Genomic DNA, 25,738 nt, shown 5'->3' on the forward strand with positions numbered 1-25,738 from the left:
CCTTAATTTATTAAATAATTTTTTCTACTTGTGAATATAGTATTTCAACTGGCGTACTTCTTCCAAAAATTGAAACATTAAGTTTTAAAGTACCCCTAACCATATCGTATTCTTCTACAATACCTGTAAAATTCGCAAACGAGCCTTCAGTAATCCTAACACTTTCTCCATTTTCAAAGAAAATTTTAGGTCTTGGAGCTTTTTTATTATTAGCTTTTTCTAAAATCAAATTAACATCCTTCTCACTTAAAGGAGTAGGTTTTTTAGATTCTCCAATAAATCTTCCAACTTTAGGCAATTTTTGAATTTTATGCCATAACTCTATATCTAAATCAATGTTTGCAAAAACATAGCTAGAATATAAACATTTTGCTGTAATTTTCTGTTTTCCATTCTTACCTGTTTCAATAACATCTTCTGTAGGAACTAAAACTTCTTTTAATCTATCAGAAATTCCATTTTCATAACATAATTTCTCAATAGCTCTTTTTACAGCCATTTCGCTACCTGCGTAAGTCTGAATTGCATACCATTTAAAATTCATCTCGCGCCCTTATAAAATACTCTTTAATGAAAAAGACATAATAAAATCAACAAAAGCTAAAAATAAAGAAATAACGGTAACTACAACAACTACCGTAATAAAAGCATTTTTTACTTGTCCTTTAGTTGGAAAAAATACTTTTGCTAACTCAGCTTTTGATAACTTAAAATAATTTATTAATTTTTCCATTTTAAAACCTTTAATTGGCAGGGCAAGAGGGATTCGAACCCCCAACCATCGGATTTGGAATCCGGCGCTCTACCGTTGGAGCTATTGCCCTAAAATTAGCTTTTTAACTTAACTTCTTTATGAACTGTATGTTTTCTTAATCTTGGGCAATACTTTTTAAGTTCTAACTTTTCAGTAGTATTCTTTGAATTTTTAAACGTACTATAATTAATATCGCCTGTTTCTTCGCATTTTAAACCAATTTTAATTCTCATAACATTTCCTTTTAGTTTTTAGAGTAGGTCGTAAAACCTACTCATTTAAATTACTTAATAATTTTTGATACAACACCTGAACCAACTGTTCTACCACCTTCACGGATAGCAAAACGAGTACCTTCTTCAAGTGCAACTGGTTGAATTAATGATACAGTAATTCTTACGTTATCACCAGGCATAACCATTTCTGTGCCTTCTGCTAACTGAATAGAACCTGTAACGTCAGTTGTTCTTACATAGAACTGTGGTCTATAGTTATTAAAGAATGGAGTATGTCTACCACCTTCTTCTTTAGTTAAGATATAAACTTCAGCTTCAAAGTCTGTATGTGGAGTAATAGTTTTTGGTTTAGCAAGAACCATACCACGAATAACATCCTCTTTTTTTGTTCCGCGTAGTAATACACCTACGTTATCACCAGCTTCACCTTGCTCCATTTCTTTTCTAAACATTTCAACACCAGTAACTGTTGTTGTTTGAGTATCTCTAATACCAACGATTTCAATAGTATCTCCAACTTTAACGATACCTTTTTCAATACGTCCTGTTACAACTGTACCACGACCTGAAATTGAGAATACGTCTTCAATTGGCATTAAGAAATCTTTGTCAGTATCACGAACTGGAGTTGGGATATAGCTATCTACTTGAGCCATTAACTCTAAAATTTTAGCTGACCATTCGCCATCTTTACCAGCTTTTGCTTCTTCTAAAGCTTGTAAAGCTGAACCAGATACGATTGGAGTGTCATCGCCTGGGAAATCATATGAACTTAATAATTCTCTAATTTCCATTTCAACTAGTTCTAATAATTCAGCATCATCAACCATATCGGCTTTGTTCATAAATACTACGATATATGGAACACCAACTTGGCGTGATAGTAGAATGTGTTCTCTAGTTTGTGGCATTGGGCCGTCTGCTGCTGAAACAACAAGAATAGCGCCATCCATTTGTGCAGCACCTGTAATCATGTTTTTAACATAGTCTGCGTGGCCTGGGCAGTCTACGTGAGCATAGTGACGATTTTCAGTCTCATACTCAATATGAGAAGTAGCAATTGTAATACCTCTTTCTTTTTCTTCTGGAGCATTATCAATATTATCATAATCTTTAAGCTCTGCAAGACCTTTTCTTGATAAAACAGCTGAAATAGCAGCAGTTAAAGTAGTTTTACCGTGGTCAACGTGACCAATTGTTCCGATATTCACGTGTGGTTTATTACGTGAGAATTTTTCCTTTGCCATAATACTTCCTCCGTATTAATAAAATTAATTACTAGTCTAAAATTATTACCTTTTTGAATAAATGGAGCTCATAGTGGGACTTGAACCCACGACCTCTCCCTTACCAAGGGAGTGCTCTACCTCTGAGCCATACGAGCGCTCAGAAAAATTATAACTTTAGACAACAAATACACTAAAACTTAAACTATTTTTGGAAAAACTTGCGAAGCGATAAAAATTACAGCTCCCAGTTCTTGCAAAAAAGTTGGAGCGGGAAACGAGACTCGAACTCGCGACCCTCAGCTTGGAAGGCTGATGCTCTAGCCAACTGAGCTATTCCCGCATCTATAATGGTGGTGAGTCGTGGATTCGAACCACGGAAGGCAAAGCCAGCAGATTTACAGTCTGCCCTCGTTGGCCACTTGAGTAACTCACCTTTATTTATAAAAATAAAGCCTTTTTTGTTCTGGTCAAACACTGCTAAAAATAAAATGGAGCTGGTTAAGGGACTTGAACCCCCGACCTGCTGCTTACAAGGCAGCTGCTCTACCAACTGAGCTAAACCAGCATAAATCAAAAATGAAAGACGGCATTATATGTAAAAATTTTTCATTTGTCAAGAGTAAGTTATAATTTTTTTAAAAAAAGGAGCAATATGAAAATTTTGTTTTCACCAAGTGAAGAAAAAATAAATAGCTTAAATGCTTGTAATATAGATGAATTAAAGATATTTTTTACTAATTTAAATTTAGACAATCTCTCAATAAAATCTCAATTTAGAAAATCATATATAAAGGAATATATAAATCATTTTGATAATTTAGAATTAATTTTTGGTGTTAAAAATACCCAAAATATATTAAATAATTTCTCTAATAAATTATATAAAGCAATAATTTTATATCAAGGAGTTAGCTATAAAGAATTAGATTACAATAGTTTAAGTAATGAAGAAAAAACATATATTGATGATAATGTAATTATATTTTCCAACCTTTTTGGACCTATTCTTGCAAATGATGAGATACCATTTTATAAACTCAAACAAGGGGTGAAATTAAACAAAATCAACCAAGCTAAAGAATATTTAAAAGATACAACAAATAATCTAAATGAAATAATAAAAGAATTTGCAATTGACCTTAGAGCCGATATTTATAAAGACTATTATCAAATTCAAATTCCACACGCAACTTTTATTTTTATGAAAAATAATAAGCAATTATCTCATAGTTCAAAAGTCTATCGTGGCAGGGTTTTAAGGCTATTAGCACAAAATAATATTACTAATATTAAAGAATTATCTAATATGATTTATACTAATTTTTCTGTAATAAATATAGAAAATATAGAAAATAAAACAATATTTTATATTGATATAAAGGATTAAAATGGGAAGCTTGTATTTACTAGTTATACTAATCGTATTTTTACTGATAGCATTTTTAATTACGCAATATTTCAACGCAAGAATAAATCTATTAAAACAAAAAATATCAGTAATTGATGATAAATTAAACGAAGCAATGAAGCTAATAGAAAGAAATAGATTATTAATAGAAGATAATAAAGAAAATATATTAGCTCAAAAAAAAGCTAGAAAGGACGAAGAATGAATTATTTGCACTTATTAAAAACTCGTTTTGCTTGTAAAGAATTTAATAACGAAAAAGTTTCTCAAGCAAAAATCAATACTATTTTAGAAGCTGGAGTTTTAAGCCCTAGCTCATTAGGGCTTGAGCCTTGGACTTTTTATGTTTTACAAAATCCTGAAAACATTGAAAAATTAAAACAATTTTGTAATTCTAAAAGACAATTTGAAACTTGTGCTTTTGCTGTAATTGTAGCTGCAAAAAATAATTTTGACCCAAAGGGTAGCGTAGTTCAAAATGCACTTAAAAGAAGAGAAGATTTTGATAAAGTTTATGAATTATATTCGCCTTATCTAAAGCGTTTAGAAACTAGAAACGCTCACGAATATGGAGCTTTACAATGCTATATAGCAGCTACAAATATGGTAAATTGTGCTCATACTTTAGGCGTTGATTCTTGCATTATCGGAGGATATGACGAAGCACCGATTAATGAAGAATTTTTACCAAAAGATGAGTTTTGTGCTTTGGTTTTAACTTTTGGCTATAGAGCAAACGGACAACCAAAACATAAAAAAATGAGATTTTCGTTTAACGAAAAAGTAAAATTTATATAAGCATTCTATCTTCAAAATAAATTACATTTTATACACTAGCCTTTTTAGGCTAGTAAATCCAAAATTATTTTTTATTATTTGGATTTAATTGAGCACCACGATTTCCATGAACTTTTGCGTGAGCTGGGTTTTGACCTGAAGTGCCTTTATTAGCATTAGCTTGATTTGCTTTATGGTTTGCATTAGCGTTATTCATAATATCTCCTTTCATAAAATAATTTATTATACCCCCCCCCATTCTTAATTTTTACTTAAAAAATATAAATTTAAAATTCATATATTTAAAACTTGTTATATATTTAAGCATAAATTAAGAATGGGGGGGGGTATTATCTCGTTTTTATTTTATTTTAAAAGGATTAAAAATGAATGCGACGATTTTATTCTCTCAAATTCAAGATAAGTTGCCTAAGAAAATAGGTGGATTTAAAAAAGCTCTTACAGCAAATCAAAATTACTCAAAACCAATTATGAGTAATGAAGAATTATTAAAAAAAACTAGAAAGTTTAAGCGAAACCGAGCTTAAAGAAGTTGCTAAAATGCTTGAAAAAGACGAGCTTGATAGTCCTAGTGTATGTTTTTGGTTGCACAATTTCGTATTAGGATCTTTCGGTGTTTCAAGATTTAAGGTAGGGCATTTTAAAATAGGTATTATAAAATTATTAATTCTTATAATTTATCAAATAAGTTATATTGCAACGCTTTTAATTAGATTTGATCCACAAATTACTTTTATATTTTATTTATTAGTTTGTGCATTTTGGTTTATAGATTTATTTAGCATAGGTGTATTTTTAAGAAATAAAAACCTAGAAAAGGTTAATAATATCATAGACTTAGTAAAGGCAAGAAATGCAAATTAAAAAGCCTTTTATTGATAGTAAAAACTATCCTTTCAAACTAATTTATAAAGATAAATATTTTGAAGTAGTAGTCGGTGAAGCACAGACAAATAAGGGTGAATTATCAATAGGGATAAGGACAAATCATTTTCCTAAGGATAATTTTCACAATGATTGTTATTTTATTTTCCCATCGCATTTTGGCGTTGAGTTTTTAAAATTATTTATATTAGACAATAACCCAAATAATGAAAACATCTCTCAAGTTATTGCAAAAATATTTGAAGATAATAGGAGTAACAATGAAAAAAATAATAATTAGTTTATTTTTAAGCACATATTTAAGTGCTTTTAATTTTTCTTTTTTTGATAATACACCAAAATGCAATGATGAAGTAGCACTTGAAGCCCTAGAAGAGCTTATAAGAAAAAATGCTCCTGAAGTAATATTTAAATATGGCGTTATTAAAGCATTTCAAGATGAAGTAGAAAATACGATAATTAAAGTGCGAGAGTTTAAAGATTATGATTATTCATATAATGGTAATTTTGCCGAAAGCTACGCAGCAAATGCTTATAAACCCGTAATTGATTTATTAAATCAAATAATAAAATATGTAAGCAGTAATGTTAAGATGGATTTTTCTAGCTTTGTAACACTAAAAAACGAAGATGATAGAGCAAGATATTGTAATGCTAATTTGAAATTTGTTTATCCAACTATGCCAAATGAATTAAGCAGTAAAATAACAAATGGCAAGATAAAAGGCATAGTTGTGAATGGTGGAGAAAACGAAACTACAATAAAATATAAAACTTATTACACAGATGATAAAGAGCAAGTTTATGTAGAGCTAATTGGTTATTAAAATATTTTTACTCAAACCTTTAAAGGCTTGAGTAAATTTTAAAATTTATAGCCTAGTTCAAAACCAGCTTTACCACCATGACCGATTAAAGTATTTTCATAGCCAAATTTTACTCCTGCATAAGTATTATTTGCAAAAGTATAACCAAGTCTTAAATCAACTTCAGGCGAAAAGCGTTTTGTAAAATCTACTTTTTTTGCAAAATATTTAAGATACACGCCACCACTAATTGTAAAATTATTCTCAAATTGTTTTCTAGCTGCAACACCGGCCTTTAAAAACATTGATTTTGGTTTCATATCAACAGCAATACTAGGTTTTATGTTTAAAGCAAGATTGTAAATCTTCATAAATTCATCATCAAAAGTTACTTTTAAATTTTCATAACCTAAACCACCTAAAAATGATAAAGATACATCATTACTAACTAACTCTCCATATCCAGCTAATACCTGTAGGCTAAGCAATTTTGCTTTAAAATTACCTTTAAATTCTATATTTTCATCTATATATTTATAATCAGTTTTATAATGTGAATAATCTAATTTTAAATCATATACAAAATTACTTTCACCTTCACTATAAAATTTATTCGTATAAATTTCATAGCTATAAAGATTTTTATTATCTACATTAAATTCAACATCTGATTCAACATTCGAACCATAAAAACCAAAACCAACAAAATTGCTTGCAAAAGCATTTACACAAATTAACGAAAAAACTAATTTTTTCATAATATCTCCTAAAATAATTTTAAAAATATAATAATACCCCCCCCCACTCTTAATAAAAGCTTAAAAATAAAATTATTAAAACCAATTTTAAGGAATTTAATTATTGATTGTTTTATAATCACAAAAATTTTTTAAGCAAAATAAGGAGCTAAAAATACTAAAAATACGGGACAAAATTTGCCAAAAAGCACGAAATAATAAATAATTTGAAAGATTGTTATATCTTATTGGACGATTATTGTGAATTAATAAAAAAAGATGAAACAAATTACTCTTATCAAAACTTAGTATCAGCAATACAAAAAGCTAAAAATTAATTCAAGAACTTGAAAAATATTTTAACGAAGTTATATCTAAAGAAAATCTTGATTTAGAAAAATACAATTTAATTGCCATTGATATAACAAAAAGAAAAATTGTTTTATTCTCTGCTTTAAAAGATATGAAAAATATTATATGTGATAATCAATTGTTAGATTATTGATTTAACTTTAACTACTAATTTTAAATTCTTTAAAACTAAAGAATTTAAAATCAAAATCTAATGTTTTGCTCTATATCTAAAAGATAAAGCTATTTTTATATCTTTTTCGTTTATTTTCAATCTCCCTTCAAAATCAGCCAAAGACCTAGCAACCTTTAAAACCTTATTAGCAGCCCTAGCGCTTAGATTGTAATTATTAATAGCTTTGTTAAAAATATCTCTTGCACTATCTTCTAAAATGCAGTATTTTTTAATATCTTCATCGCTTAATTTACCATTAAATTCATCTTGCTTTCTTATCTCTTTTTGAAAGATAAAAGCCTTTAAAATCTCATCAGCTAAATCATTGCTACTAACACTTGCTTTTGCGTTCATATCAACCTCATCAACCGCCACATATAAATCAATTCTATCATAAATCGGCTCTGAAATCTTGCTTTTATACCTTATAATATCACGCTCAAGGCATTTGCAATTTTGCTCTTTTTTAAAGAGATTTCCACAAGGGCAAGGATTTAAGGCTGATATGAATAAGAATTTAGTTTTATAAGATATTTTTGAATTGACCCTTGAGATATTGATTAAATTATCTTCTAAAGGCTCTCTTAGGCTTTCTATAATTTGCTTATTAAAATAAGTAAATTCATCAAAAAACAAAACCCCATTATTTGCCAAAGCAATTTCGCCTATCCTAGCATTTTTAGTCCCACCACCTAAAATTGAGCTAATAGTTGAGCTTCTATGCGGACTTCTAAAACTTCTAATAGACGAAAAATCAAGCTTCTCGCCATTTAAACTCCTATAAGCATTATTTTCTAAAATCTCATCAACGCTAAGCGGCGGCATTATATAAACTAACCTTTTAGCACACATACTCTTACCGCTTCCAGGTGAGCCTTCTAGCATAATATTGTGCATTCCTAAAGCTGCTATTTTACAAGCTAATTTTGCTTGTTCTTGCCCCCTAATGTCTATAAAATCTAGTGGGTAATTTGTATTTTTTATATAACTTTTATTATTGATTTTTATTAAAGAATTAAAAATATTTTCATTATAGTTTATTCTGAATTTTTCTTTATCTTCGCTAGTAAAAAACTCAAAAGCTTCAAGTAAATTCCCGACAGCATAACACTGCAAATTATAAATCAAACTAACTTCACTTGCTAATTCTTTAGGCACTAAGACCTTAGAATTTGGCTTAAATCTAGCTAAAAATAATAAAATAGAAAAAAGCCCCGAAGTGCTTTTAATATCTCCATTTAACCCAAGCTCTCCAAATACATAATAATCATTATCTAAATCTTTTTCATAAAAATATACTAAAAGCGCAATTGCTAAATCAAAATAACTACCATTTTTAGGAATATCTGATGGGCTTAAATTTATTACGATTTTTTTGCAAGGCATTGTAAAGTCATCAAGATTAGCAAAAGCTGATTTTATCCTATCTACGCTTTCTTTGATACTAGTGCTTGCTAATCCTACTATATTAAAGGCAGGTAAGCCCTTTGACATCATTGCTTCAATATTTATTATATTTAGTTCGTTTGTGTAAATTGCTGATTTTATATTTTTCATATTTTTACCTTTTCTTTAGAATACTTTAAGTTTATTAATACAAAACTGCAATTTATTTGATAATTCAAAAAAACTATTATATTATAAAATAATTTATGTCATTAAATTATGCTATTAAGTACTTTCAAGTCCCACTCAGTATCTATATCAAGTGAATGGGATTTTTCCATAATAAAAGCTATTTCGTTATCATTAAAACTCGTATTTTCATCTAAGTCTTTAATATAATTTATATAAATAGCTCCATTAATTTTATAGTTTTTCTTAAAATCTTGACGTCTTATAGTACTATTTTGTTCTATTATTTTTTCTAATTTACCATCACTTATAGTTCTTAATAAAACAACATTATCACCTTCACATACACTAACTACACTTTTTTTATACTTTAAAAATGTATTAAAAGCTCCTTTAATATCTTCGGCATCTCTAAGTGGTGATGTTGGTTGTAAAATTATTAAAATATCAAATGTTTTATCTATTTTTTTATACTCATCTAGGACTTCTAAGATACAATCTAAGGTTTTAGCTGTATCACCACTTGTTTTTTCTGAACGTAAAAATGGCACACTTGCACCATATTTTTTAGCAATACTCGCATATTCTATACTATCAGTAGACACCATTATTTCATCAAAAATTTCAGATTTAATAGCTGCACTGATCGTATATGCCATTAAAGGAATTTGATTTACTAATCTAATGTTTTTATCTTTTACACCTTTACTACCACTTCTTGCTGGAATAATTGCTAAAACTTTCATAAATCATTGAACCTTTTTTGCAAATTAATTTTCCAAGTCTTTTTATTATTTAAAATTTTAAGAAATTCACCTGCACAATTTCCACTACTAAAAGAATTATCTTTATTTTTTATATTAAAATTATGTGTTTTAATAAAATCAAGTAATTGCATATCATCTGATTTAAATGTTTTTATATATTTTATATTTTCTTTTACTCTTGAATTTTGCCTTGAACCTATATTTATACAATAAGTCCCATATACTCTAGCTTCTCTAATACCAGCTGAACTATTTCCTATAATAAATTCAGCATTTTTTAAAAGTGTTAAAAATTTTTCAAATTTAATTGATGGAAATAATTTAAATTTTGAATTAGTTTTTAACTTCTTTAATTCATTTAAAATAATATCGCTACCCAAATCATTATTCGGATATATGCAAATATAGTTTTTATTACTATTAATTAATAGTTGAATTAAATTCTCAATTTGATATTGCATAGAATGAACTTCAGTTGTAACAGGATGAAATGAAAATATTGCATAATCTTTAAACTCTATATTGTAATATGACTTAACATCATCTAAATTTGGCAAATTATCACTTAACATTACATCAATATCTGCAGAACCTATCACAAAAATAGTTTTTTCATCTTCTCCTAGTTGAATAAGTCTAGCCTTAGCCTCATCGTTTGCTACAAAATGTATATGAGATAGTTTAGTAACCGAGTGTCTTATACTATCATCTATAGTGCCACTTTTTTCTCCACCTTCAATATGGGCTACTAAAATATTATTAAATGCTCCAACAATAGCACCACCTAAAGCCTCTGGTCTATCCCCGTGAATTACTATCATATCAGGTTTATATGAACTTACAAACTCGCTAAAATCACTTATAAAATGAGATAAATTTATATCAGTTTTATCTGTTTTATATTTTTTTGCTAAATATAAATTTGAAAATCCATCTTTGATAATTTCTTTATAAGTACTTCCAAATTGTTCTAGTAAATGCATACCACAAGCATAAATCATATAATCTGAATTATTATCCTTTTGAATTTTTTCTATTAATGGTTTTATTTTCCCCCAATCTGCCCTTGTTCCACTTACAAAAAGTATTTTTTTACTCATTTACCATATCCCAAGTTATATGAATATCGTTTTCTATATCATATCTTGCTTTTTTACCCAATAAACTTTCATAATGTTCAGCTAGTATTTCACCTGTTCCAGGTCGTTTTACCCAAAGATTATCCACACTAAACACTTCTCCTTTTTTAATAGGCTTTATGCTTACACAAGTTGCAAATGCGAAATCAATGGTTACTTTTTCTTCTTTAGCTGCTTCTTTTTTACCACCTTTCATTTGATGAAGTTCTTTTGCAGCATTTACAAGCTCTCTTGCTTCATTTTCATCCATAGAACAAACTATATCTTCACCAATTCTATTTTTATGATCGGTAAAATGTCTTTCAATTATCGTTGCTCCTAAAGCAATAGCTGCAATTGATGAGTTATTGTTTAAAGTATGATCGCTAAGTCCAATTTCTAAATCAGGGAATTCATTCATCATCTCTTGCATAGCTCCAAGCCTTACTAAGTGTGGTGGTGTTGGATAAAGATTTGTTGTATGAAGTAATGCAATAGGGGTATTTTCATCTTTAAAAATCTTTACAGCTTTTTTAATAGAAGCTATATCATTCATACCTGTTGAGATAATTGTCGGTTTATGAAAGCTAGCAATTAATTTTAAAAGTGGGTAATTATTCATCTCACCAGAACCTATTTTATATGCACTTACTCCAAAACTCTCTAATCTAAGAGCTGCCGCACGGCTAAATGGGGTTGATATAAAAATCATACCTTTACTTTCTACATATTTTTTAAGCTCTAGTTCATCAACTTCATTTAAAGCGCATCTAGCCATAATATCATATATACTATCATTTGAGTTTCCTGGAATTACTTTCTTAGCTTCTTTACTCATCTCATCTTCTACTATATGAGTTTGATGTTTTACAACTTCAATTCCTGCACGATGAGCCGCATCTACCATTTGTTTAGCAACTTCAAGGCTACCACCATGATTAATACCGATTTCTGCAATAATTAAAGCTGGATGATTTTTATCTATAATTCTATTTAAAATTTGCATTTAAACCCCTTATTTTATTTTTAAACACTATAATATATTTTAAATGTAACAAAAAAGGAACTTTAAAATGCTTCAATTCAATAGAACTAGCGACAATTTAATAGTGGCTGGAAATGGCCCAAGTCTTAAAAATATAGATTTAAATTCAATGCCAAAAGAATATGACGTATTTAGGTGTAATCAGTTCTATTGTGAAGATAAGTATTATTTAGGAAAAAACATAAAACTTGTTATGTTTAATCCAATGGTTATTTACTCTCAATTAAAAACATTAAATACTTTAATAAGCAAACAAGAATACCATGTTGAATATGTATGTTTAAATTATATAAATAAAAATTGGGATATAAACTTCAATATAAATGATTTTATACAAACAATGCCTTTTGTGATGATATTAAATAATTTTATAAACAATACAATCTTAAAAGAACTATGTTTGCTAAATGAATTTAATGATTTAAGACCTACATCTGGTGTATTACTAATGTTGTTAGGTAAATCTTTGGGATATAAAAACATATACTATACTGGCATAGATTTTGCCAATAATAAAAACATAAGTCATATTAATTATAATAAGGATAGTATTATACATAATTTCATATATAAAGATATGTTATTTTCATCTAATCATACTCCAAATACAGATTTACTATTTATAAAAAATAATAATTTTTTACAATTAAATACCTTAGAAAGCACAATACAAAATCATGTTGTTAAAAATAATTACATAAATGATATAATAAAAGATACAAGGGACAATATTTTTATACAAACACCAGAAATACAAATAACCAAAAAATCTATGCTTACAAAAATATTAGATAAATTTAAATAATAAATTTTGAAAAACAAGCTATTATTCTATAATATTTTTTTCTTAAACTCAGTATTAATCTAAAAATCAGCTTAAACTTTGGAAATACTTGATAATTATAAAGATATTGTTTGTAAGCTAAAGATAATTTTAATCTATACAATAATACTTTTTTTATTCTATTGGTATTATCTATATATGTATCACTAATAATATTTAAAACATAACGTTCATTTATAATATTATTTTTTAATACATCAATGCTGCTAATATTCATTGATGAATTTGGATTGTTATAATAATTATAAATACAATCAGAAATTGATTTGATTATATTTATATTAGCAAGAGCAAAATAAAACAATAAAGCATCTTCTGCCATTAAAATTTTAGTACTAATTTTTGTATTATTAATAGACTCTAATAATTTATGTTTCTTAAAACATTTAAAACATAAATTCCAAAAAGAATCCTTTGTATTAATAAATTGTTCAAAATTATATACATAAAATATATTGTTATTAAACACTAGCATATTTTTTATAGTGCCATCTAAATTAATTTTTCTAGCATTAAAACATAACATATCACTTCCATCTAACATATTAGTATAAACAATCTCACAAGCATTAAGCTCTAATTCATCATCTGGGTCTAAAAACATAATTAATTCAGAATTAGCATTTCTTACACCTATATTTCTAGCTTCATAAGTGCCTTTATTTGTTATATTATCAATAATTTTTATCCTACTATCTTTATTTGCATATTCGTATGCAATATCAATGCTTTTATCTTGACCTTTATCATCTACTACTATTATTTCTATATCTTTTAAAGTTTGATTTATGCAGCTTTCAAGTGCTCTTGCAATATACTTTTCAACATTATAAGTTGGTAGGATTATTGATATTAGTGGCATATTTTTAACTTTAACTTATTTATTTCATACGATATTTTACCAAGTAATCTACCTATAATATTACAATTTAATTCTTTTTCTGATTTATATTTCAGTCTTATTAGCATATATAAATTTGATATATAAATTTTATTATTAAAATCTTGTGGATATTTATTTTTCATAGTATTAAAAAACCTTATAATCATATTTATTATACGCAACTTTAATTTTAAATCAAATTGACTACTATTTGTTAAAGAATTAGTATTTTTATAGTATTTATATAATTTATTTTCAATATAAGAATAATTATTTGTTTTGTTTATTAATAAAAAACCCATTGTAACATCTTCAATAAAATTTATATTATCTAAACCATACTCTTCCACTAACAACAAACAATCCAAATATAATTGTTTATTAATCAAAACACCCCACATTAAAAAATCATAATATACATGTTTTCCACTTAATTGAATATATTCATCATAACTATGTGCCACATTTAAATTATATGTTTCATCAAAACCTATTAAAGAAAAATTACATCTTAGCAACTTAAACTCATTATTGTAATGAATATATAAAATCTCACAAGCATTAAGCTCTAATTCATCATCTGGGTCTAAAAACATAATTAAATCGCTTGTAGCTACCTTTACCCCTTCAGCTCTTGCATGGAGTAATTTTAAATTTTCTTTATTATGAATAATTTTTATCCTACTATCTTTATTTGCATATTCGTATGCAATATCAATGCTTTTATCTTGACCTTTATCATCTACTACTATTATTTCTATATCTTTTAAAGTTTGATTTATGCAGCTTTCAAGTGCTCTTGCAATATACTTTTCAACATTATAAGTTGGTAGGATTATTGATATTAGTGGCATTTATTTTCCTTAAAATTTATTTTTATTCTCATAATTCTCCACAAACTTTTTAGCATAAATTTTAATGTTAATTTTATCATTGATATCTTCCATCAGAATCAACTTTTCTATATTTACACAAATCTTCAAAAATTTCATGTCTTTTGCTAGCTTTAATATATAATATTATAAAATAATTAGTGTATTTGGTATTACTGTATACTATCCACCAATCGGTAATTTTCACTTTTATAGTTTTTTTCATACGCAAACTTGCCTTAAAACTTTTATATTAATTAGTAATATATTATAGAATTTTACAAAACAATCTTAATAATCTTCTAAAAATATTACCTAATTTTTATAAGTCTTTATAAATTTATAATCTAAATTTAAATAATTAAATTTTATAAAATCTATTGGTTATTTAATAAAGACTTACTCTTTGTTAAAAGCATTATATTTGTTTACTTTTATTGCAAAAAAAATAAAAATATTTATCAAATTATTTTTCAAAATTCTCTTCATTGTCCTTTTCCCACCAATCAACAATCCTTAGTTTTATTTATTTCAAAACTTTTCCTTATAATTTTCATAAACACTTCTTATACCTTCTTCGAGGCTTATTTTTGGCTTAAAACCAAGTTTATTTAACCTTGAGCTATCTATAAGTTTTTTCATAGTACCATCAGGCTTAGTAGCGTTAAAAACTATCTCTCCACTAAATTCGACAATATCTTTTATCATATAAGCTAAATCTTTTATACTTATATCACTTCCAAAGCCAACATTTATATGAGTATTTTTTATCTCGCCCTTTCCACAAATATCTTTAAAGTCTACACTTTCAAGCACAAATACACTTGCAGCTGCCATATCATCAACATGTAAAAACTCTCTTAAAGGCTTACCACTACCCCAAATCTCTACACTTTTATCGCTCACACCAAATTTAGCTAAATATTCTTTAGCCTTATTTATATCAGCTATACCTAAATCCTTACAAACCTCATCAAATTTATTTTCATTAAGTAGTTTTGCAAGGTGCATTTTACGAATAAGTGCTGGCATTACATGAGATTTTTCTAAATCAAAATTATCATTATTTCCATAAAGATTTGTTGGCATTACTGAGATGAAATTTGTGCCATATTGTAAGTTATATGACTCGCACATCTTAAGACCAGCTATTTTTGCTACCCCGTAAGGCTCGTTTGTATATTCTAGCTCATCGGTTAATAAGTATTCTTCTTTTATAGGTTGTTTTGCGTTCTTTGGATAAATACAGCTTGAGCCTAAAAATAAAAGCTTTTTAACACCATACAAATATGCACTATGGATAATATTATTTTGGATTTGCAAGTTTTCATATATAAAATCAGCTCTATAAGTATTATTTGCCATTATACCGCCAACTTTTGCAGCCGCTAAAACTACATAATCAGGCTTTTCTTTGGCAAAAAAATCCGATACTTTTGCTTGATTTGTTAAATCTAGCTCATTATGAGACAAACATACGAAATTTGTATAACCCTTATCTTTTAAATATTTTAAAATAGCAGAGCCAACAAGCCCATTATGCCCTGCTATATAGATTTTATCAGTTTTTTTCATTTTATCCCGATCATTATTTTAATTTTATCAAAAAGTCCAATTTTTCTTTTAATAGCTTTGTCTTTGCTAAGACAAAAAATATTATCCAAAAATTCATCTAGTTTCCCATAATACATTTTATAATAATCTATATCTTGTAAAAAAATAGGTTGATTTATCATATCCAAATAAGCTTGTTCATTATTATCAATTTCCTTAATTTTTTCTAAAACTACATTAAAACCTGAATAATTTTGTATATTTATGTATGAATTAGGATTAATTATTTCATTTATACTTGGATCACCCCAATATATAGGAATACATCCTGATTCAAAAGCATGAAATATTTTTTCAGTAAGATATCCACTTGAAGATGAGTTTTCAAAACAAATATTAAATTTATATTCTTGCAACCATTCTAGTTTTGATTTTTTAAAATTATTAAATCTATCACCTACCCTATAGCCTAAATTATTTAAGTGTCCACCGCCACTATCTATTTTTTTATACATATTTAAAAAATTAAAAAAATCATCTCTTGGAGAGTTTACAGCTTTTGCACTAACTAAAAAAGAACAAAATTTATTTTTAAATTTTAATTTTTCTAGCCTTTTTTCCAATGTTAAATTATAAAAAGAATCAGATAAATAATGATAATGTTTTAAATGTCTTTCATCGTCAGCAAGATTACTATCAAAATCAATACCATAATCACATTCATCAAAATTTGCAATCTTATTTTCAAGTGTAAAAAAAATCTTAACACAATTGTTAAATTTCCTATGATTATCTCCAAATGGACCATATAATAAATAATCAGGTGTATTAGAATAAACTACTTTATATTTTTTTTGCAATCTTTTAATAATTAAATTATTATAAAAATTAGCTTCATTGTTTTCACCCCACCAATCAGTAATAAGCATTTTTAACGTTTTCATTCAAAATACCTTAAGATTTTATACCCACCATCTTGCAAGTATTTATCTTTTTGCATTAGTTTTAAGTCTGATTTTACCATATCTTTTACAAGCATATGTAAATCATACTCAGGTACCCAACTAAGCTTTTCTCTAGCTTTACTTGCATCGCCTATTAGTAATTCTACTTCAGTAGGTCTAAAATACCTTGGATCAACTGCTACAACTTCTTTACCAATTTCAAGTTTAAAATCTCCATGACAAGCCTTTACATAGCCTCTTTCATCTACTCCATTGCCACGAAACTCAACTTCAACTCCAAGCTCAGCAAACGCAAGTCTTACAAACTCTCTTACTTCAGTAGTAACCCCTGTTGCAATTACCCAATCTTCTGGCTTAGGAGCTTGAAGAATTAGCCACATCATTTTCACATAGTCTTTTGCATGGCCCCAATCCCTTTTAGCTGATAAATTGCCCAAATAAAGCTTATCTTGCATTCCAAGAGCTATTTTTGCAGCTGCACGAGTTATCTTTCTAGTTACAAAGGTTTCTCCTCTAATAGGGCTTTCGTGATTAAACAGTATTCCATTACAAGCAAAAATATTATAAGCCTCGCGGTAATTTACTGTTATCCAATAAGCATAAAGTTTAGCACAAGCATAAGGAGAGCGAGGATAAAATGGCGTTTTTTCTGTTTGTGGAACTTGCTGAACTAGTCCAAAAAGCTCACTTGTAGATGCTTGATAAATTTTAGTCTTATCAGTTAGTCCTAAAAATCTAATTGCTTCAAGAAGCCTAAGAGTTCCTATACCATCAGCATTTGCGGTATATTCAGGCGTATCAAAGCTAACATGCACATGGCTCATTGCAGCAAGATTATATATCTCATCAGGCTTTATTTCACTTACAATTCTAGTTAAATTCATAGAATCAGTCATATCACCATAATGTAAGAAAAAATTATTATTAGATACACTACTATCTTCCATAAGATGATCAATTCTATCTGTATTAAAAAGCGATGCTCTTCTTTTAATCCCATGAACTTCATAACCCTTATTTAGCAAAAACTCAGACAGATATGCTCCATCTTGACCAGTTACCCCTGTAATTAAAGCTACTTTTTTACTCATTTAAATTCCTTTCAATTTCTATTATAATCATCTTCAAATCTTACTATATCATCTTCGCCTGTGTATTCTCCCACTTGAGCTTCAATTAGTACAAGTGGGATTTTACCATCATTACTTAGGCGATGTATTTGCCCCATTTTTATATACACAGACTCATTTGCCCTTACAAGCTGCTTAACCCCATCAATCTCAACACTTGCAGTTCCGCTTACTACTATCCAGTGTTCGTTTCTATGAAAATGCTTTTGCAAAGACAGTCTTTTGCCTACATTTACAACGATTTTTTTAATCTTATAGCCATTTGCAACTTCAAGCACACTATAACTTCCCCAAGGTCTATAAGCTGTAGTGTGGGCTTTTGCTCTTTCATCATCTTTTAGACTCTTTACTATTTGCTTTACATGATGAGATTTGCCCTTTTTTGAAATTAGCAAGGCATCTTTTGTATCAACTACAATTAAATCATCAACATCTATTAAAGATACTAATTTATCACTATATACAAAGTTATTATTTGAATTTACACTTTTAAATTCTGTGCTTTTAATCTCTTCACTTAATGCTTCAAAGCTACCCAAATCAGACCAATTAATATCAGCAGGGACAACTTTCATTAGGTTTGATTTTTCCATAACAGCATAATCAATGCTATTTTCAGGGATTTTTGCCATATCATCGATTTTTATTCTAGTGGTATTATTGTTTTTGGTAGATTTTTTATAAGCACTTAATGAAGTTTCGTAAATATCGTTTGAATGTTTTTTAAGCTCTTCTAAAAATACTCCAACTTTAAACATAAACATTCCAGAATTCCAAAAATACCCCCCCCCCATTATATATTTTTGAGCTGTTTTAAAATCAGGCTTTTCATAAAAACCATCTACATTTAAACCATCGCTTGATTTTATATATCCATAGCCTGTTTCAGCGTGAGTTGGTTTGATACCAAAAGTTACCAAAAAGCCTTCATTTGCTAAATCTTTAGCCTTTGATATGACTTTTTCATAAGATGATAAATCTTTTATAAGATGGTCGCTTGGAGTTATCAAAACCACTTCTTCATCACTAAGTCCAAAACAAGCCAACGCTATTGCTGCAGCTGTGTTTTTAGCAAGTGGCTCAAGCAAATATGATGTGTTTTTATAAATTTCGTTTCTTTGACCGATTTCATCAAGTGCCAAAAAATACTGCTGTTCGTTTGATACAATAAGAGTTTTTTCACAAAGCTTTGAATTTCTCTCACACGTTAGCAAAAATAAAGATTTATTATCAAAAATCCTAAGAAATTGTTTAGGCATAAGACTTCTACTAAGTGGCCAAAGTCTAGTCCCACTCCCACCACATAACACTATATTAACCATAACTTTTCCAATCTTAAATATAAATTAACGCATTATTGCTAAACTTTTTTAATATTTATTAGCAAAAAGGAAGAAAGATGATAAAAACTTGCATATTTCCAGCAGCAGGTTATGGAACTAGATTTTTACCTGCAACAAAAACTTTACCTAAAGAAATGCTACCTATTTTAGATAAGCCATTAATACACTATGCTATGGAAGAAGCTATTGAAGCAGGACTTACAAATATAGGTATTATTACAGGCAGAACAAAAAGAGCTTTAGAAGATTATTTTGATATATCTTATGAGATTGAAGACGCAATAAAAGGCAGTGAAAAAGAAAAATTACTTGATGATGTTCGTAGACAAATGGAAGTATGTAACTTCACATTTACTAGGCAAAGAAAAATGAATGGATTAGGTGATGCGATAAATTGTGCTAAAAATATGGTTAGTAATGAACCTTTTGGGGTAATTTTAGCAGATGACTTGTGTGTAAATGATGCTTGTGGTGTAATGAGCCAAATGGTAAAAGCATATGAAAAATATCGTTGCAGTATTGTTGCACTTATGGAAGTTCCAAATAAAGATACTAAAAAATATGGGATTATTGAAGGCGTAAAATTAGAAGATAATATTTACAAAATCACAGATATGGTTGAAAAACCAGACCCAAAAGACGCAAAAACAAATCTAGCAATTATTGGAAGATATATTCTAACCCCTGATATTTTTGATATTTTAGACAATACCAAACCTGGTCGTGGTGGAGAAATTCAAATTACTGATGCTCTTAATACTCAAGCAAAAGAAGGTAGATGTATAGGATTAGTATTTAGTGGTCTTAGATTTGATTGTGGTAGTGTAGAAGGTTTTTTTGAGGCGACTAAATACTTTTATGAAAGAGATTACAAATGATTACCTATCAAGAGTATTTTGAAAAAACTTCGCAAGAAAACATAAGCCTTTATCTAAAAAGAATGAATGAAGAAAGGCAAAGTGGCGAAGTTGGGTTTTATGATTTGCCTTTAGAATTTGATTTAGGAATTTCAAAACTTCAAAAAGTAAAAGAAAAATTTGCTAACAAAAGTCATTTTATAGTTATTGGAATGGGTGGAAGTAGTGTTGGCACTAGGGCGATTACGAGTTTTTTGGGGATAAAAAATATTGATTATTTAGACAATGTTTCAAGCACTCTTTTTAATGAAATATTAGAAAAAATTGACCTTGAAAAAACGCTTTTCATATTAGTATCAAAATCTGGAAATACAATTGAATGTATAAGTTATTTTAGGATTTTGCTTGATGTTTTAGGTTTAAATGTGGATGATTTAAAGCATCACTTAATAGGAATTTGTATGCAAAATACCAAATTTTATGAGTTTTTAAAGACAAATGAAATAACGCATTTTGATATAGAAGAAAATGTTAGCGGTAGATTTTCAGTGCTTAGTAATGTTGGACTTGTGCCGTTATTTTTAGCAGGGGCTAATGTTGATGAACTTATCAAAGGTGCTAAAGATTGTATGAACGAGCAAAAAACAAAAGAACATATACTTAATCTAGCCTACACGCTAAGCACAAAAATGATAAATAAAAATTATGTTTTATTCACTTATTGTGAAGAATTACGCCATTTTAACGAATGGTTCGTTCAACTTGTAGCCGAAAGTCTTGGGAAATTTAAAGAATATAAACGCGTAGGACTTACACCAATTAGTCTAATAGGACCAAAAGACCAGCATTCGTTTTTACAACTCATAATTGAAGGGCCAAAAGATAAATTCGTAGAATTTATCCGTATAAAACCAAATCCAAATAGCCCCAAAATAAAGCACATAAAAGGACTTGAAAATCTTGAAAATCAAAGCGTAGGACATAGTTTAGATGAGCTACTTTACGCTCAAAGCAAATCGTGTCTTGATGCGATAAAAGCTGAAGGAATAGAAACAAGTCTAATTGAGCTTGATGGCAAAAGTGCTTATAATATCGGATATTTAATATACTATTATGAGTTATTAGTTGGTGCTTGTGGGCTTATGATAGGCATTAGCACTTACGATCAACCTGGTGTTGAAAGTGCAAAAAAACTTCTAAAAATATTATTAACTACAAAATAATCATAAAATAAAATTAGGAATTTCAAATTCCTAATTTTTAATTATCTTATAAAGTCTTAATGTATTTAGCTAAAGCTTTAAAATCTTCATCATTTAGATTTTTTACTTGTAATTGCATAGTTTTTTGAGATTTACCACCAAAAGTTCCCGCCTTATATCCACTTAAAGCTTCATAAATTTCGCTCTCGCTTAAAGTATTTATTACAACTTCAGCCCCAGGAGCTAATTTTTCTGCATTTTTTCCATGACAGGCAATACATTTTTTAAATAAAGTCGCCGCATCAGTTTTTAAAACATTTTCAACACTACTACTAACCTTATCAATGCCATCAGTAATTGCTTTAGCTGCACTATCTGTGCTTTCTTTTATTGTATTTGCAACTTCATTGGTGCTTTCTTTTAAATTGTTAGCAACGCTTTTTGTAGTATCACTAATGCTATCTACTGCAGAATTTATCATAGGTTCAACTTGATTTGCAGCAGTATTTATATGTTCATCAACCTTTGTTGCTACATTATCTACAATTGTATCTATTTTCTTAGCCACTTCTTCAGTGCTTGATTTTACATTTTGACTAAGCTCTTGAGTTGGTTTTTGCTCTTCTTTTTTATCATCACAACCTGTTTGAATTATTAAAGCACTAATTGCTGCTAAACTTAAAAATATTTTTTTCATATTTTCTCCTTAAATAAATTAAAAGGCAAAATACTAGCATTTTTTAATAATTGTAATATTAAAATAAAAAATTAATTTATTATATATTATTTTATATAATAAGCTTTTAAATTCAGTTTTATTAAAGATTTTTTAATATATAATTTTTTATATTTTAAAGGAGTAAGTATGAAAAAAGCATTATTATTTTTAAGTTTAAGTTCTTTTGCATTAGCAAATACTTTAAATATCGCAGCAGCTGCAAATATAAGCTATCCACTAAACGAATTAAAGCAAAAATTTGAAAAACTACACCCAGATATAAAACTTAATGTCAATACAGGTGCTAGTGGTAGCTTTAACGCACAAATTAAAAATGGAGCAAATTATGATGTATTCTTATCTGCAAATATGGAATTTGCTAAAGATTTAGAAGAATTAACTAAAAATCAAGCAATCACTTATGCAAAAGGAAAGCTAATATTATTTTCAGCTAAAAAAAAGCCTAATTTAGATGATTTAAAAACCGCATCTTGTATAGCTATAGCAAACCCAAACACAGCTCCTTATGGAAAAGCAGCTAAAGAAGTATTAAATCAAATTCCAAATAGTTCAAACATAATAACGGCTACAAATATTTCAGCAACATTACTACAAGCTACAAAAGCTTGTGATTATGCTTTTGTAGCAGCGTCTAGCGTAGAGCAAATTAAAGAATTAGGTTTTAGTGATGAAAACATATTAAAAATTGATGATAAATTATACGAACCAATTTTACAAGGTATGATAATTACAAGTAAAGAAAAAAATGCTAAAGTGTTTTATGATTTTATATTAAGCCCTGATGCAAAGGAAATTTTTAATAAATATGGCTATGAATGAGCTGGATTTAAAACACGATTTTAAAGACTTTAAAATAAATGCTAGATTAAGCTTTGATGATGGAGAAATTATCGCATTGTTTGGTGATAGCGGAAGTGGTAAAAGCACTATTTTAAAATTAATAGCTGGGCTTATTAATAAGCCTTTGCTAAAAGATATTGCTTTTTTATTTCAAGATTGCACATTATTTGATAATTTTAATGTATATGAAAATCTAGTTTTTACAAATACTAAAACTCTTTTAGATGATTTAAAATATATTTTTGGTAAAAGATTAGATAAAAATACAAGTAATTTTTACGATGAATTATTAAAACTAGCTAATTTAGAAGAACACAAAACTAAAAAAATTAGCACTCTAAGTGGAGGACAAAAACAAAGACTAGCATTAATTTGTGCCTTAAGCAAAAATGCAAAATATATACTACTAGACGAGCCTTTAAGCGCACTTGATGATAGTAACAAAATAGCACTTATAAAACTAATTAAAAAAATAAATCAAGACTACAAAAGAACAATTATTTTTGTATCTCATTCGTGTTTTGAAATAAATGCCCTTGCTGATAAAATATATTTTGTAAAAAATGGTAGCTTTGAAAAATGTCTTAATAAAGAAGAATTTTTTATAGAAAAAATCCAAAATAATGAGTTTTTATGCAAGAATTAACACCAATTTTCTTATCACTTAAGTTATCTTTCGTAACTACTATAATATTATTTTTTATTTGCTTATATCCTGCATTTTATCTAAGCCAAAAAGAGTTTTTTGGTAAAAAAATACTATTAAGCATAATTTCATTGCCACTTGTGCTACCCCCTACCGTTTTAGGCTTTTATTTATTGGTGCTATTAAGTCCTAATAATTATTTAGGGCAATTTTTAGCTAAATTTGATATTAAACTTGTTTTTAATTTTAAGGCTTTATTGATTGCTTCAATAATTTATTCTATGCCTTTTATGTTTAATCCTATTTATAGTGCGTTTAATGCTTTGCCTAAAAATCTTTTTGATAGAGCTAAATTACTTGAAAAATCTCAAGCTAATATAATATTTCGCCTTTGTTTGCCGCTAATAATCCCTAGTATAATAAGTGCTAGTGTTATGAGTTTTGCTCATACTATGGGAGAATTTGGTGTAGTAATGATGATAGGCGGTAGCGTAGCAGGAGAGACAAAAGTCGCTTCTATTGCCGTATTTGAAGCATTAGAAACACTAGATTTAAATAAAGCAAATGAGCTTAGTATAATATTATTAGCCATTTCTTTTATTATTTTATTTGCCTTACAATTTATAAAACAAAATAAATATAAATCCTAATTCAAATTCTTTAAACTAAAGAATAAATAATGATAAAAATTGAGAGTATAGAGAATATAATAATAGATTAAAAGCTGTAGGGTAAAACTTAAAGGAGAGCCTATTTTCAAAATAAAAATAAATAATATAGGAAAATATTATGTAAAACAACAATGAACCTATTTTTATAATGAATAGAAAAAAATCTTTTTTCGTATCTCTTTATTATATATTTGTTTTTATATGGGATTTAGCAACTTTACTGATTGGAATATGTTTTATAGATTTAGATAATTTTTTAGCAAATATTATTGGTTTTATTATAGTTGCTATTATACCTTATCATTTTTTTTGTGCAATTGATATTAAAACGGTTATTTGTTATGAAGATTTTTTCATAATTAAGAGAAAGTTTTGCACTCAAAAAGTTTGCTATAGAAAATTTAAAGATTATTGGTTTTTTACTTCTATTACTAATAATAATATAGTAGTTAGGTTTAAGAAGTTTCAATTTCCGATACATATAAATCAAAATATGTTTACACAAGATGAAATTAAAAATTTTATTGAAATTTTAGAAAAAAATAATATAAAGCGTTATAGTTGGTTTGATTAATTAAGTATTATAAATACTACTGAAAGGATTTTATGAAACTAGTATTTCTTGCTATGATAGTTGTAGGATTTGTATTCTTATGTGAAACTTACCCGTATAAAAAATTTAATGCTAAACTTTTCTTTAAATGTGTATTTTACTTTCGTTATTTTAAAGTAATTTCAAAAGAATATAAACCAAAAGATAAAAACCACATATATTATAATTTTATAGAAAATTTTCTTTATTATTTTAAATTTGTAATATTAGTTCTTTCATATACGCTTTTTTATTCTGGAATACTATTGTTATGCCTTAATCTAACCCTTTAGATTAAAAATTTATAAGTTATATTATTAATCTAAAAAATTAATTTACTAATAACTCAATTTAAATCTAATAAGCAAGGCTAAGCCACTATTATAAATCTTATTAATTATATTAACACCGCACCAACAATTCAATCAATCACTAAATCCACTAATTTATAAGCTATTTTTTATTACACTAAAAATAATACTATAATCATTTCCTAAATCATCTTATAAAGCATTTTAGAAATAACTCTTATCAAACTACATTAAAAATATTTAAGATAAATTCCTATATTAAATAAAATAAAAATTTATCTATCAATTTGTATCTAACCCACTACCCAACATCATTAAATCTATATTATCCACAGCTTATTTATTTCATTAAAAAAGCTTTTAAAAACATTATTTATCCTGTAAAGGTATAAAATTAGTTTATAT

At 27.6% G+C, this 25,738-nt stretch carries 30 protein-coding genes, 5 tRNA genes and 1 pseudogene; 14 read left to right on the plus strand and 22 right to left on the minus strand.

Annotated features, from left to right (window positions below; all coding sequences use genetic code 11):
- Nucleotides 1–10: 10 nt before the first annotated feature.
- The 9 genes from nusG to KJR01_RS07600 form a co-directional block, all read right to left on the minus strand.
- The gene (nusG, locus tag KJR01_RS07560; RefSeq protein ID WP_214118200.1) at nucleotides 11–544 is read right to left on the minus strand and encodes a transcription termination/antitermination protein NusG; all 534 of its coding nucleotides are present in this window, start codon (nucleotides 542–544) and stop codon (nucleotides 11–13) included.
- Between the two features lie 9 nt (nucleotides 545–553).
- Nucleotides 554–733 carry a preprotein translocase subunit SecE gene (gene secE / locus KJR01_RS07565; protein ID WP_214118201.1) on the minus strand — a complete coding sequence of 60 codons (180 nt, stop codon included), beginning with the start codon at nucleotides 731–733 and terminating at the stop codon, nucleotides 554–556.
- A 15-nt stretch (nucleotides 734–748) separates the two neighbouring features.
- Nucleotides 749–824 (minus strand) — tRNA-Trp (locus KJR01_RS07570).
- A gap of 4 nt (nucleotides 825–828) precedes the next feature.
- A complete protein-coding gene (rpmG, locus tag KJR01_RS07575) occupies nucleotides 829–987 on the minus strand; it encodes a 50S ribosomal protein L33 (protein WP_214118203.1) in 159 nt (52 codons plus the stop codon).
- A 50-nt stretch (nucleotides 988–1,037) separates the two neighbouring features.
- Entirely contained in the window at nucleotides 1,038–2,237 is a 1,200-nt protein-coding gene (gene tuf / locus KJR01_RS07580) for an elongation factor Tu (protein ID WP_214118205.1), read from the minus strand.
- Between the two features lie 62 nt (nucleotides 2,238–2,299).
- Nucleotides 2,300–2,374 (minus strand) — tRNA-Thr (locus tag KJR01_RS07585).
- A gap of 108 nt (nucleotides 2,375–2,482) precedes the next feature.
- Nucleotides 2,483–2,559, minus strand: a tRNA-Gly gene (locus KJR01_RS07590).
- 8 nt (nucleotides 2,560–2,567) lie between these two features.
- Nucleotides 2,568–2,652, minus strand: a tRNA-Tyr gene (locus KJR01_RS07595).
- 56 nt (nucleotides 2,653–2,708) lie between these two features.
- Nucleotides 2,709–2,784 (minus strand) — tRNA-Thr (locus KJR01_RS07600).
- 87 nt (nucleotides 2,785–2,871) lie between these two features.
- On the opposite strand from KJR01_RS07600, the gene yaaA reads away from it, so the two are divergent.
- The 3 genes from yaaA to KJR01_RS07615 are packed head-to-tail and all read left to right on the plus strand — an operon-like array spanning nucleotide 2,872 to nucleotide 4,425.
- Complete coding sequence (gene yaaA, locus KJR01_RS07605) at nucleotides 2,872–3,606, plus strand: peroxide stress protein YaaA (RefSeq protein WP_214118207.1); 735 nt, start codon at nucleotides 2,872–2,874, stop codon at nucleotides 3,604–3,606.
- 1 nt (nucleotide 3,607) lies between these two features.
- Nucleotides 3,608–3,832, plus strand: coding sequence for a hypothetical protein (locus KJR01_RS07610; protein ID WP_214118209.1), 225 nt, complete (start codon nucleotides 3,608–3,610; stop codon nucleotides 3,830–3,832).
- Nucleotides 3,829–4,425 (plus strand): NAD(P)H-dependent oxidoreductase, encoded by a 597-nt coding sequence (locus KJR01_RS07615; RefSeq protein WP_214118211.1) that lies wholly within the window; start codon nucleotides 3,829–3,831, stop codon nucleotides 4,423–4,425. Before KJR01_RS07610 ends, KJR01_RS07615 begins: the two co-directional genes overlap by 4 nt.
- 64 nt (nucleotides 4,426–4,489) lie before the next feature.
- Here the strand turns inward: KJR01_RS07615 and KJR01_RS07620 are convergent, their stop codons facing one another.
- Nucleotides 4,490–4,621, minus strand: a complete 132-nt coding sequence (locus KJR01_RS07620; protein WP_214118213.1) for an alpha-amylase — start codon at nucleotides 4,619–4,621, stop codon at nucleotides 4,490–4,492.
- A 169-nt stretch (nucleotides 4,622–4,790) separates the two neighbouring features.
- On the opposite strand from KJR01_RS07620, the gene KJR01_RS07625 reads away from it, so the two are divergent.
- From KJR01_RS07625 to KJR01_RS07640, 4 genes are read left to right on the plus strand one after another with little or no spacing between them, the layout of a single operon-like run.
- Nucleotides 4,791–4,952: a hypothetical protein gene (locus tag KJR01_RS07625; protein ID WP_214118215.1), complete on the plus strand. Its 162-nt coding sequence runs from the start codon at nucleotides 4,791–4,793 to the stop codon at nucleotides 4,950–4,952.
- Nucleotides 4,953–4,965: 13 nt separating this feature from the next.
- Nucleotides 4,966–5,289, plus strand: a complete 324-nt coding sequence (locus KJR01_RS07630) for a hypothetical protein (RefSeq protein ID WP_214118217.1) — start codon at nucleotides 4,966–4,968, stop codon at nucleotides 5,287–5,289.
- Nucleotides 5,279–5,590: a hypothetical protein gene (locus tag KJR01_RS07635; RefSeq protein WP_214118219.1), complete on the plus strand. Its 312-nt coding sequence runs from the start codon at nucleotides 5,279–5,281 to the stop codon at nucleotides 5,588–5,590. The genes KJR01_RS07630 and KJR01_RS07635 overlap by 11 nt, the downstream gene beginning before the upstream one ends.
- Entirely contained in the window at nucleotides 5,571–6,137 is a 567-nt protein-coding gene (locus KJR01_RS07640; RefSeq protein WP_214118221.1) for a hypothetical protein, read from the plus strand. The genes KJR01_RS07635 and KJR01_RS07640 overlap by 20 nt, the downstream gene beginning before the upstream one ends.
- 38 nt (nucleotides 6,138–6,175) lie before the next feature.
- Here KJR01_RS07640 and KJR01_RS07645 read toward each other — a convergent pair whose 3' ends face one another.
- The 5 genes from KJR01_RS07645 to KJR01_RS07665 form a co-directional block, all read right to left on the minus strand.
- Nucleotides 6,176–6,874 carry a hypothetical protein gene (locus tag KJR01_RS07645; protein ID WP_214118223.1) on the minus strand — a complete coding sequence of 233 codons (699 nt, stop codon included), beginning with the start codon at nucleotides 6,872–6,874 and terminating at the stop codon, nucleotides 6,176–6,178.
- A 541-nt stretch (nucleotides 6,875–7,415) separates the two neighbouring features.
- Nucleotides 7,416–8,936: a YifB family Mg chelatase-like AAA ATPase gene (locus KJR01_RS07650; RefSeq protein WP_214118225.1), complete on the minus strand. Its 1,521-nt coding sequence runs from the start codon at nucleotides 8,934–8,936 to the stop codon at nucleotides 7,416–7,418.
- 101 nt (nucleotides 8,937–9,037) lie between these two features.
- Nucleotides 9,038–9,700, minus strand: a complete 663-nt coding sequence (locus KJR01_RS07655; protein WP_214118227.1) for an acylneuraminate cytidylyltransferase family protein — start codon at nucleotides 9,698–9,700, stop codon at nucleotides 9,038–9,040.
- Entirely contained in the window at nucleotides 9,697–10,821 is a 1,125-nt protein-coding gene (gene neuC, locus KJR01_RS07660) for a UDP-N-acetylglucosamine 2-epimerase (RefSeq protein ID WP_214118229.1), read from the minus strand. The genes KJR01_RS07655 and neuC overlap by 4 nt, the downstream gene beginning before the upstream one ends.
- Entirely contained in the window at nucleotides 10,814–11,845 is a 1,032-nt protein-coding gene (locus tag KJR01_RS07665) for an N-acetylneuraminate synthase family protein (protein WP_214118231.1), read from the minus strand. The genes neuC and KJR01_RS07665 overlap by 8 nt, the downstream gene beginning before the upstream one ends.
- Before the next feature lie 67 nt (nucleotides 11,846–11,912).
- Between KJR01_RS07665 and KJR01_RS07670 the strand changes: the two genes are divergently transcribed.
- Complete coding sequence (locus KJR01_RS07670; protein WP_214118233.1) at nucleotides 11,913–12,689, plus strand: alpha-2,3-sialyltransferase; 777 nt, start codon at nucleotides 11,913–11,915, stop codon at nucleotides 12,687–12,689.
- On the opposite strand, the gene KJR01_RS07675 is transcribed toward KJR01_RS07670, so the two are convergent.
- The 6 genes and pseudogenes from KJR01_RS07675 to KJR01_RS07700 form a co-directional block, all read right to left on the minus strand.
- Nucleotides 12,682–13,590 (minus strand): glycosyltransferase family 2 protein, encoded by a 909-nt coding sequence (locus KJR01_RS07675; protein WP_214118235.1) that lies wholly within the window; start codon nucleotides 13,588–13,590, stop codon nucleotides 12,682–12,684. The two genes, KJR01_RS07670 and KJR01_RS07675, sit on opposite strands and share 8 nt — an antisense overlap.
- A 572-nt stretch (nucleotides 13,591–14,162) precedes the next feature.
- Nucleotides 14,163–14,465 (minus strand): annotated as a pseudogene (locus KJR01_RS10580) (glycosyltransferase family 2 protein); the annotation flags it as partial.
- Nucleotides 14,466–15,014: 549 nt separating this feature from the next.
- Complete coding sequence (locus KJR01_RS07685) at nucleotides 15,015–16,058, minus strand: GDP-L-fucose synthase family protein (RefSeq protein ID WP_214118238.1); 1,044 nt, start codon at nucleotides 16,056–16,058, stop codon at nucleotides 15,015–15,017.
- Entirely contained in the window at nucleotides 16,055–16,981 is a 927-nt protein-coding gene (locus KJR01_RS07690) for a glycosyltransferase family 10 domain-containing protein (RefSeq protein WP_214118240.1), read from the minus strand. Before KJR01_RS07690 ends, KJR01_RS07685 begins: the two co-directional genes overlap by 4 nt.
- Nucleotides 16,978–18,093 (minus strand): GDP-mannose 4,6-dehydratase, encoded by a 1,116-nt coding sequence (gene gmd, locus KJR01_RS07695; protein ID WP_214118242.1) that lies wholly within the window; start codon nucleotides 18,091–18,093, stop codon nucleotides 16,978–16,980. Before gmd ends, KJR01_RS07690 begins: the two co-directional genes overlap by 4 nt.
- An 11-nt stretch (nucleotides 18,094–18,104) precedes the next feature.
- Nucleotides 18,105–19,454 carry a mannose-1-phosphate guanylyltransferase/mannose-6-phosphate isomerase gene (locus KJR01_RS07700; RefSeq protein WP_214118244.1) on the minus strand — a complete coding sequence of 450 codons (1,350 nt, stop codon included), beginning with the start codon at nucleotides 19,452–19,454 and terminating at the stop codon, nucleotides 18,105–18,107.
- Nucleotides 19,455–19,531: 77 nt separating this feature from the next.
- Here KJR01_RS07700 and galU point away from each other — a divergent pair, with 77 nt between their 5' ends.
- Together galU and KJR01_RS07710 are read left to right on the plus strand one after the other, a co-directional pair.
- On the plus strand, nucleotides 19,532–20,353 hold the full coding sequence (galU, locus tag KJR01_RS07705; RefSeq protein WP_214118246.1) for a UTP--glucose-1-phosphate uridylyltransferase GalU: 822 nt from the start codon (nucleotides 19,532–19,534) through the stop codon (nucleotides 20,351–20,353).
- The gene (locus tag KJR01_RS07710) at nucleotides 20,350–21,555 is read left to right on the plus strand and encodes a phosphoglucose isomerase-related protein (protein ID WP_214118248.1); all 1,206 of its coding nucleotides are present in this window, start codon (nucleotides 20,350–20,352) and stop codon (nucleotides 21,553–21,555) included. Before galU ends, KJR01_RS07710 begins: the two co-directional genes overlap by 4 nt.
- A 46-nt stretch (nucleotides 21,556–21,601) precedes the next feature.
- Here the strand turns inward: KJR01_RS07710 and KJR01_RS07715 are convergent, their stop codons facing one another.
- On the minus strand, nucleotides 21,602–22,231 hold the full coding sequence (locus tag KJR01_RS07715) for a c-type cytochrome (RefSeq protein WP_250325169.1): 630 nt from the start codon (nucleotides 22,229–22,231) through the stop codon (nucleotides 21,602–21,604).
- Nucleotides 22,232–22,399: 168 nt separating this feature from the next.
- Here KJR01_RS07715 and modA point away from each other — a divergent pair, with 168 nt between their 5' ends.
- The 4 genes from modA to KJR01_RS07735 all read left to right on the plus strand — a co-directional run bounded on the left by modA (nucleotide 22,400) and on the right by KJR01_RS07735 (nucleotide 25,004).
- Nucleotides 22,400–23,092 carry a molybdate ABC transporter substrate-binding protein gene (gene modA / locus KJR01_RS07720; protein ID WP_214118250.1) on the plus strand — a complete coding sequence of 231 codons (693 nt, stop codon included), beginning with the start codon at nucleotides 22,400–22,402 and terminating at the stop codon, nucleotides 23,090–23,092.
- Nucleotides 23,079–23,759: an ATP-binding cassette domain-containing protein gene (locus KJR01_RS07725; RefSeq protein ID WP_214118252.1), complete on the plus strand. Its 681-nt coding sequence runs from the start codon at nucleotides 23,079–23,081 to the stop codon at nucleotides 23,757–23,759. Before modA ends, KJR01_RS07725 begins: the two co-directional genes overlap by 14 nt.
- Nucleotides 23,747–24,409, plus strand: coding sequence for a molybdate ABC transporter permease subunit (modB, locus tag KJR01_RS07730; RefSeq protein WP_214118254.1), 663 nt, complete (start codon nucleotides 23,747–23,749; stop codon nucleotides 24,407–24,409). The genes KJR01_RS07725 and modB overlap by 13 nt, the downstream gene beginning before the upstream one ends.
- A gap of 169 nt (nucleotides 24,410–24,578) precedes the next feature.
- Nucleotides 24,579–25,004, plus strand: a complete 426-nt coding sequence (locus KJR01_RS07735; RefSeq protein ID WP_214118256.1) for a hypothetical protein — start codon at nucleotides 24,579–24,581, stop codon at nucleotides 25,002–25,004.
- The last annotated feature ends 734 nt before the right edge of the window (nucleotides 25,005–25,738 follow it).

The organism is Campylobacter sp. 2018MI10 (assembly GCF_018501175.1).
Classification (GTDB): domain Bacteria; phylum Campylobacterota; class Campylobacteria; order Campylobacterales; family Campylobacteraceae; genus Campylobacter_E.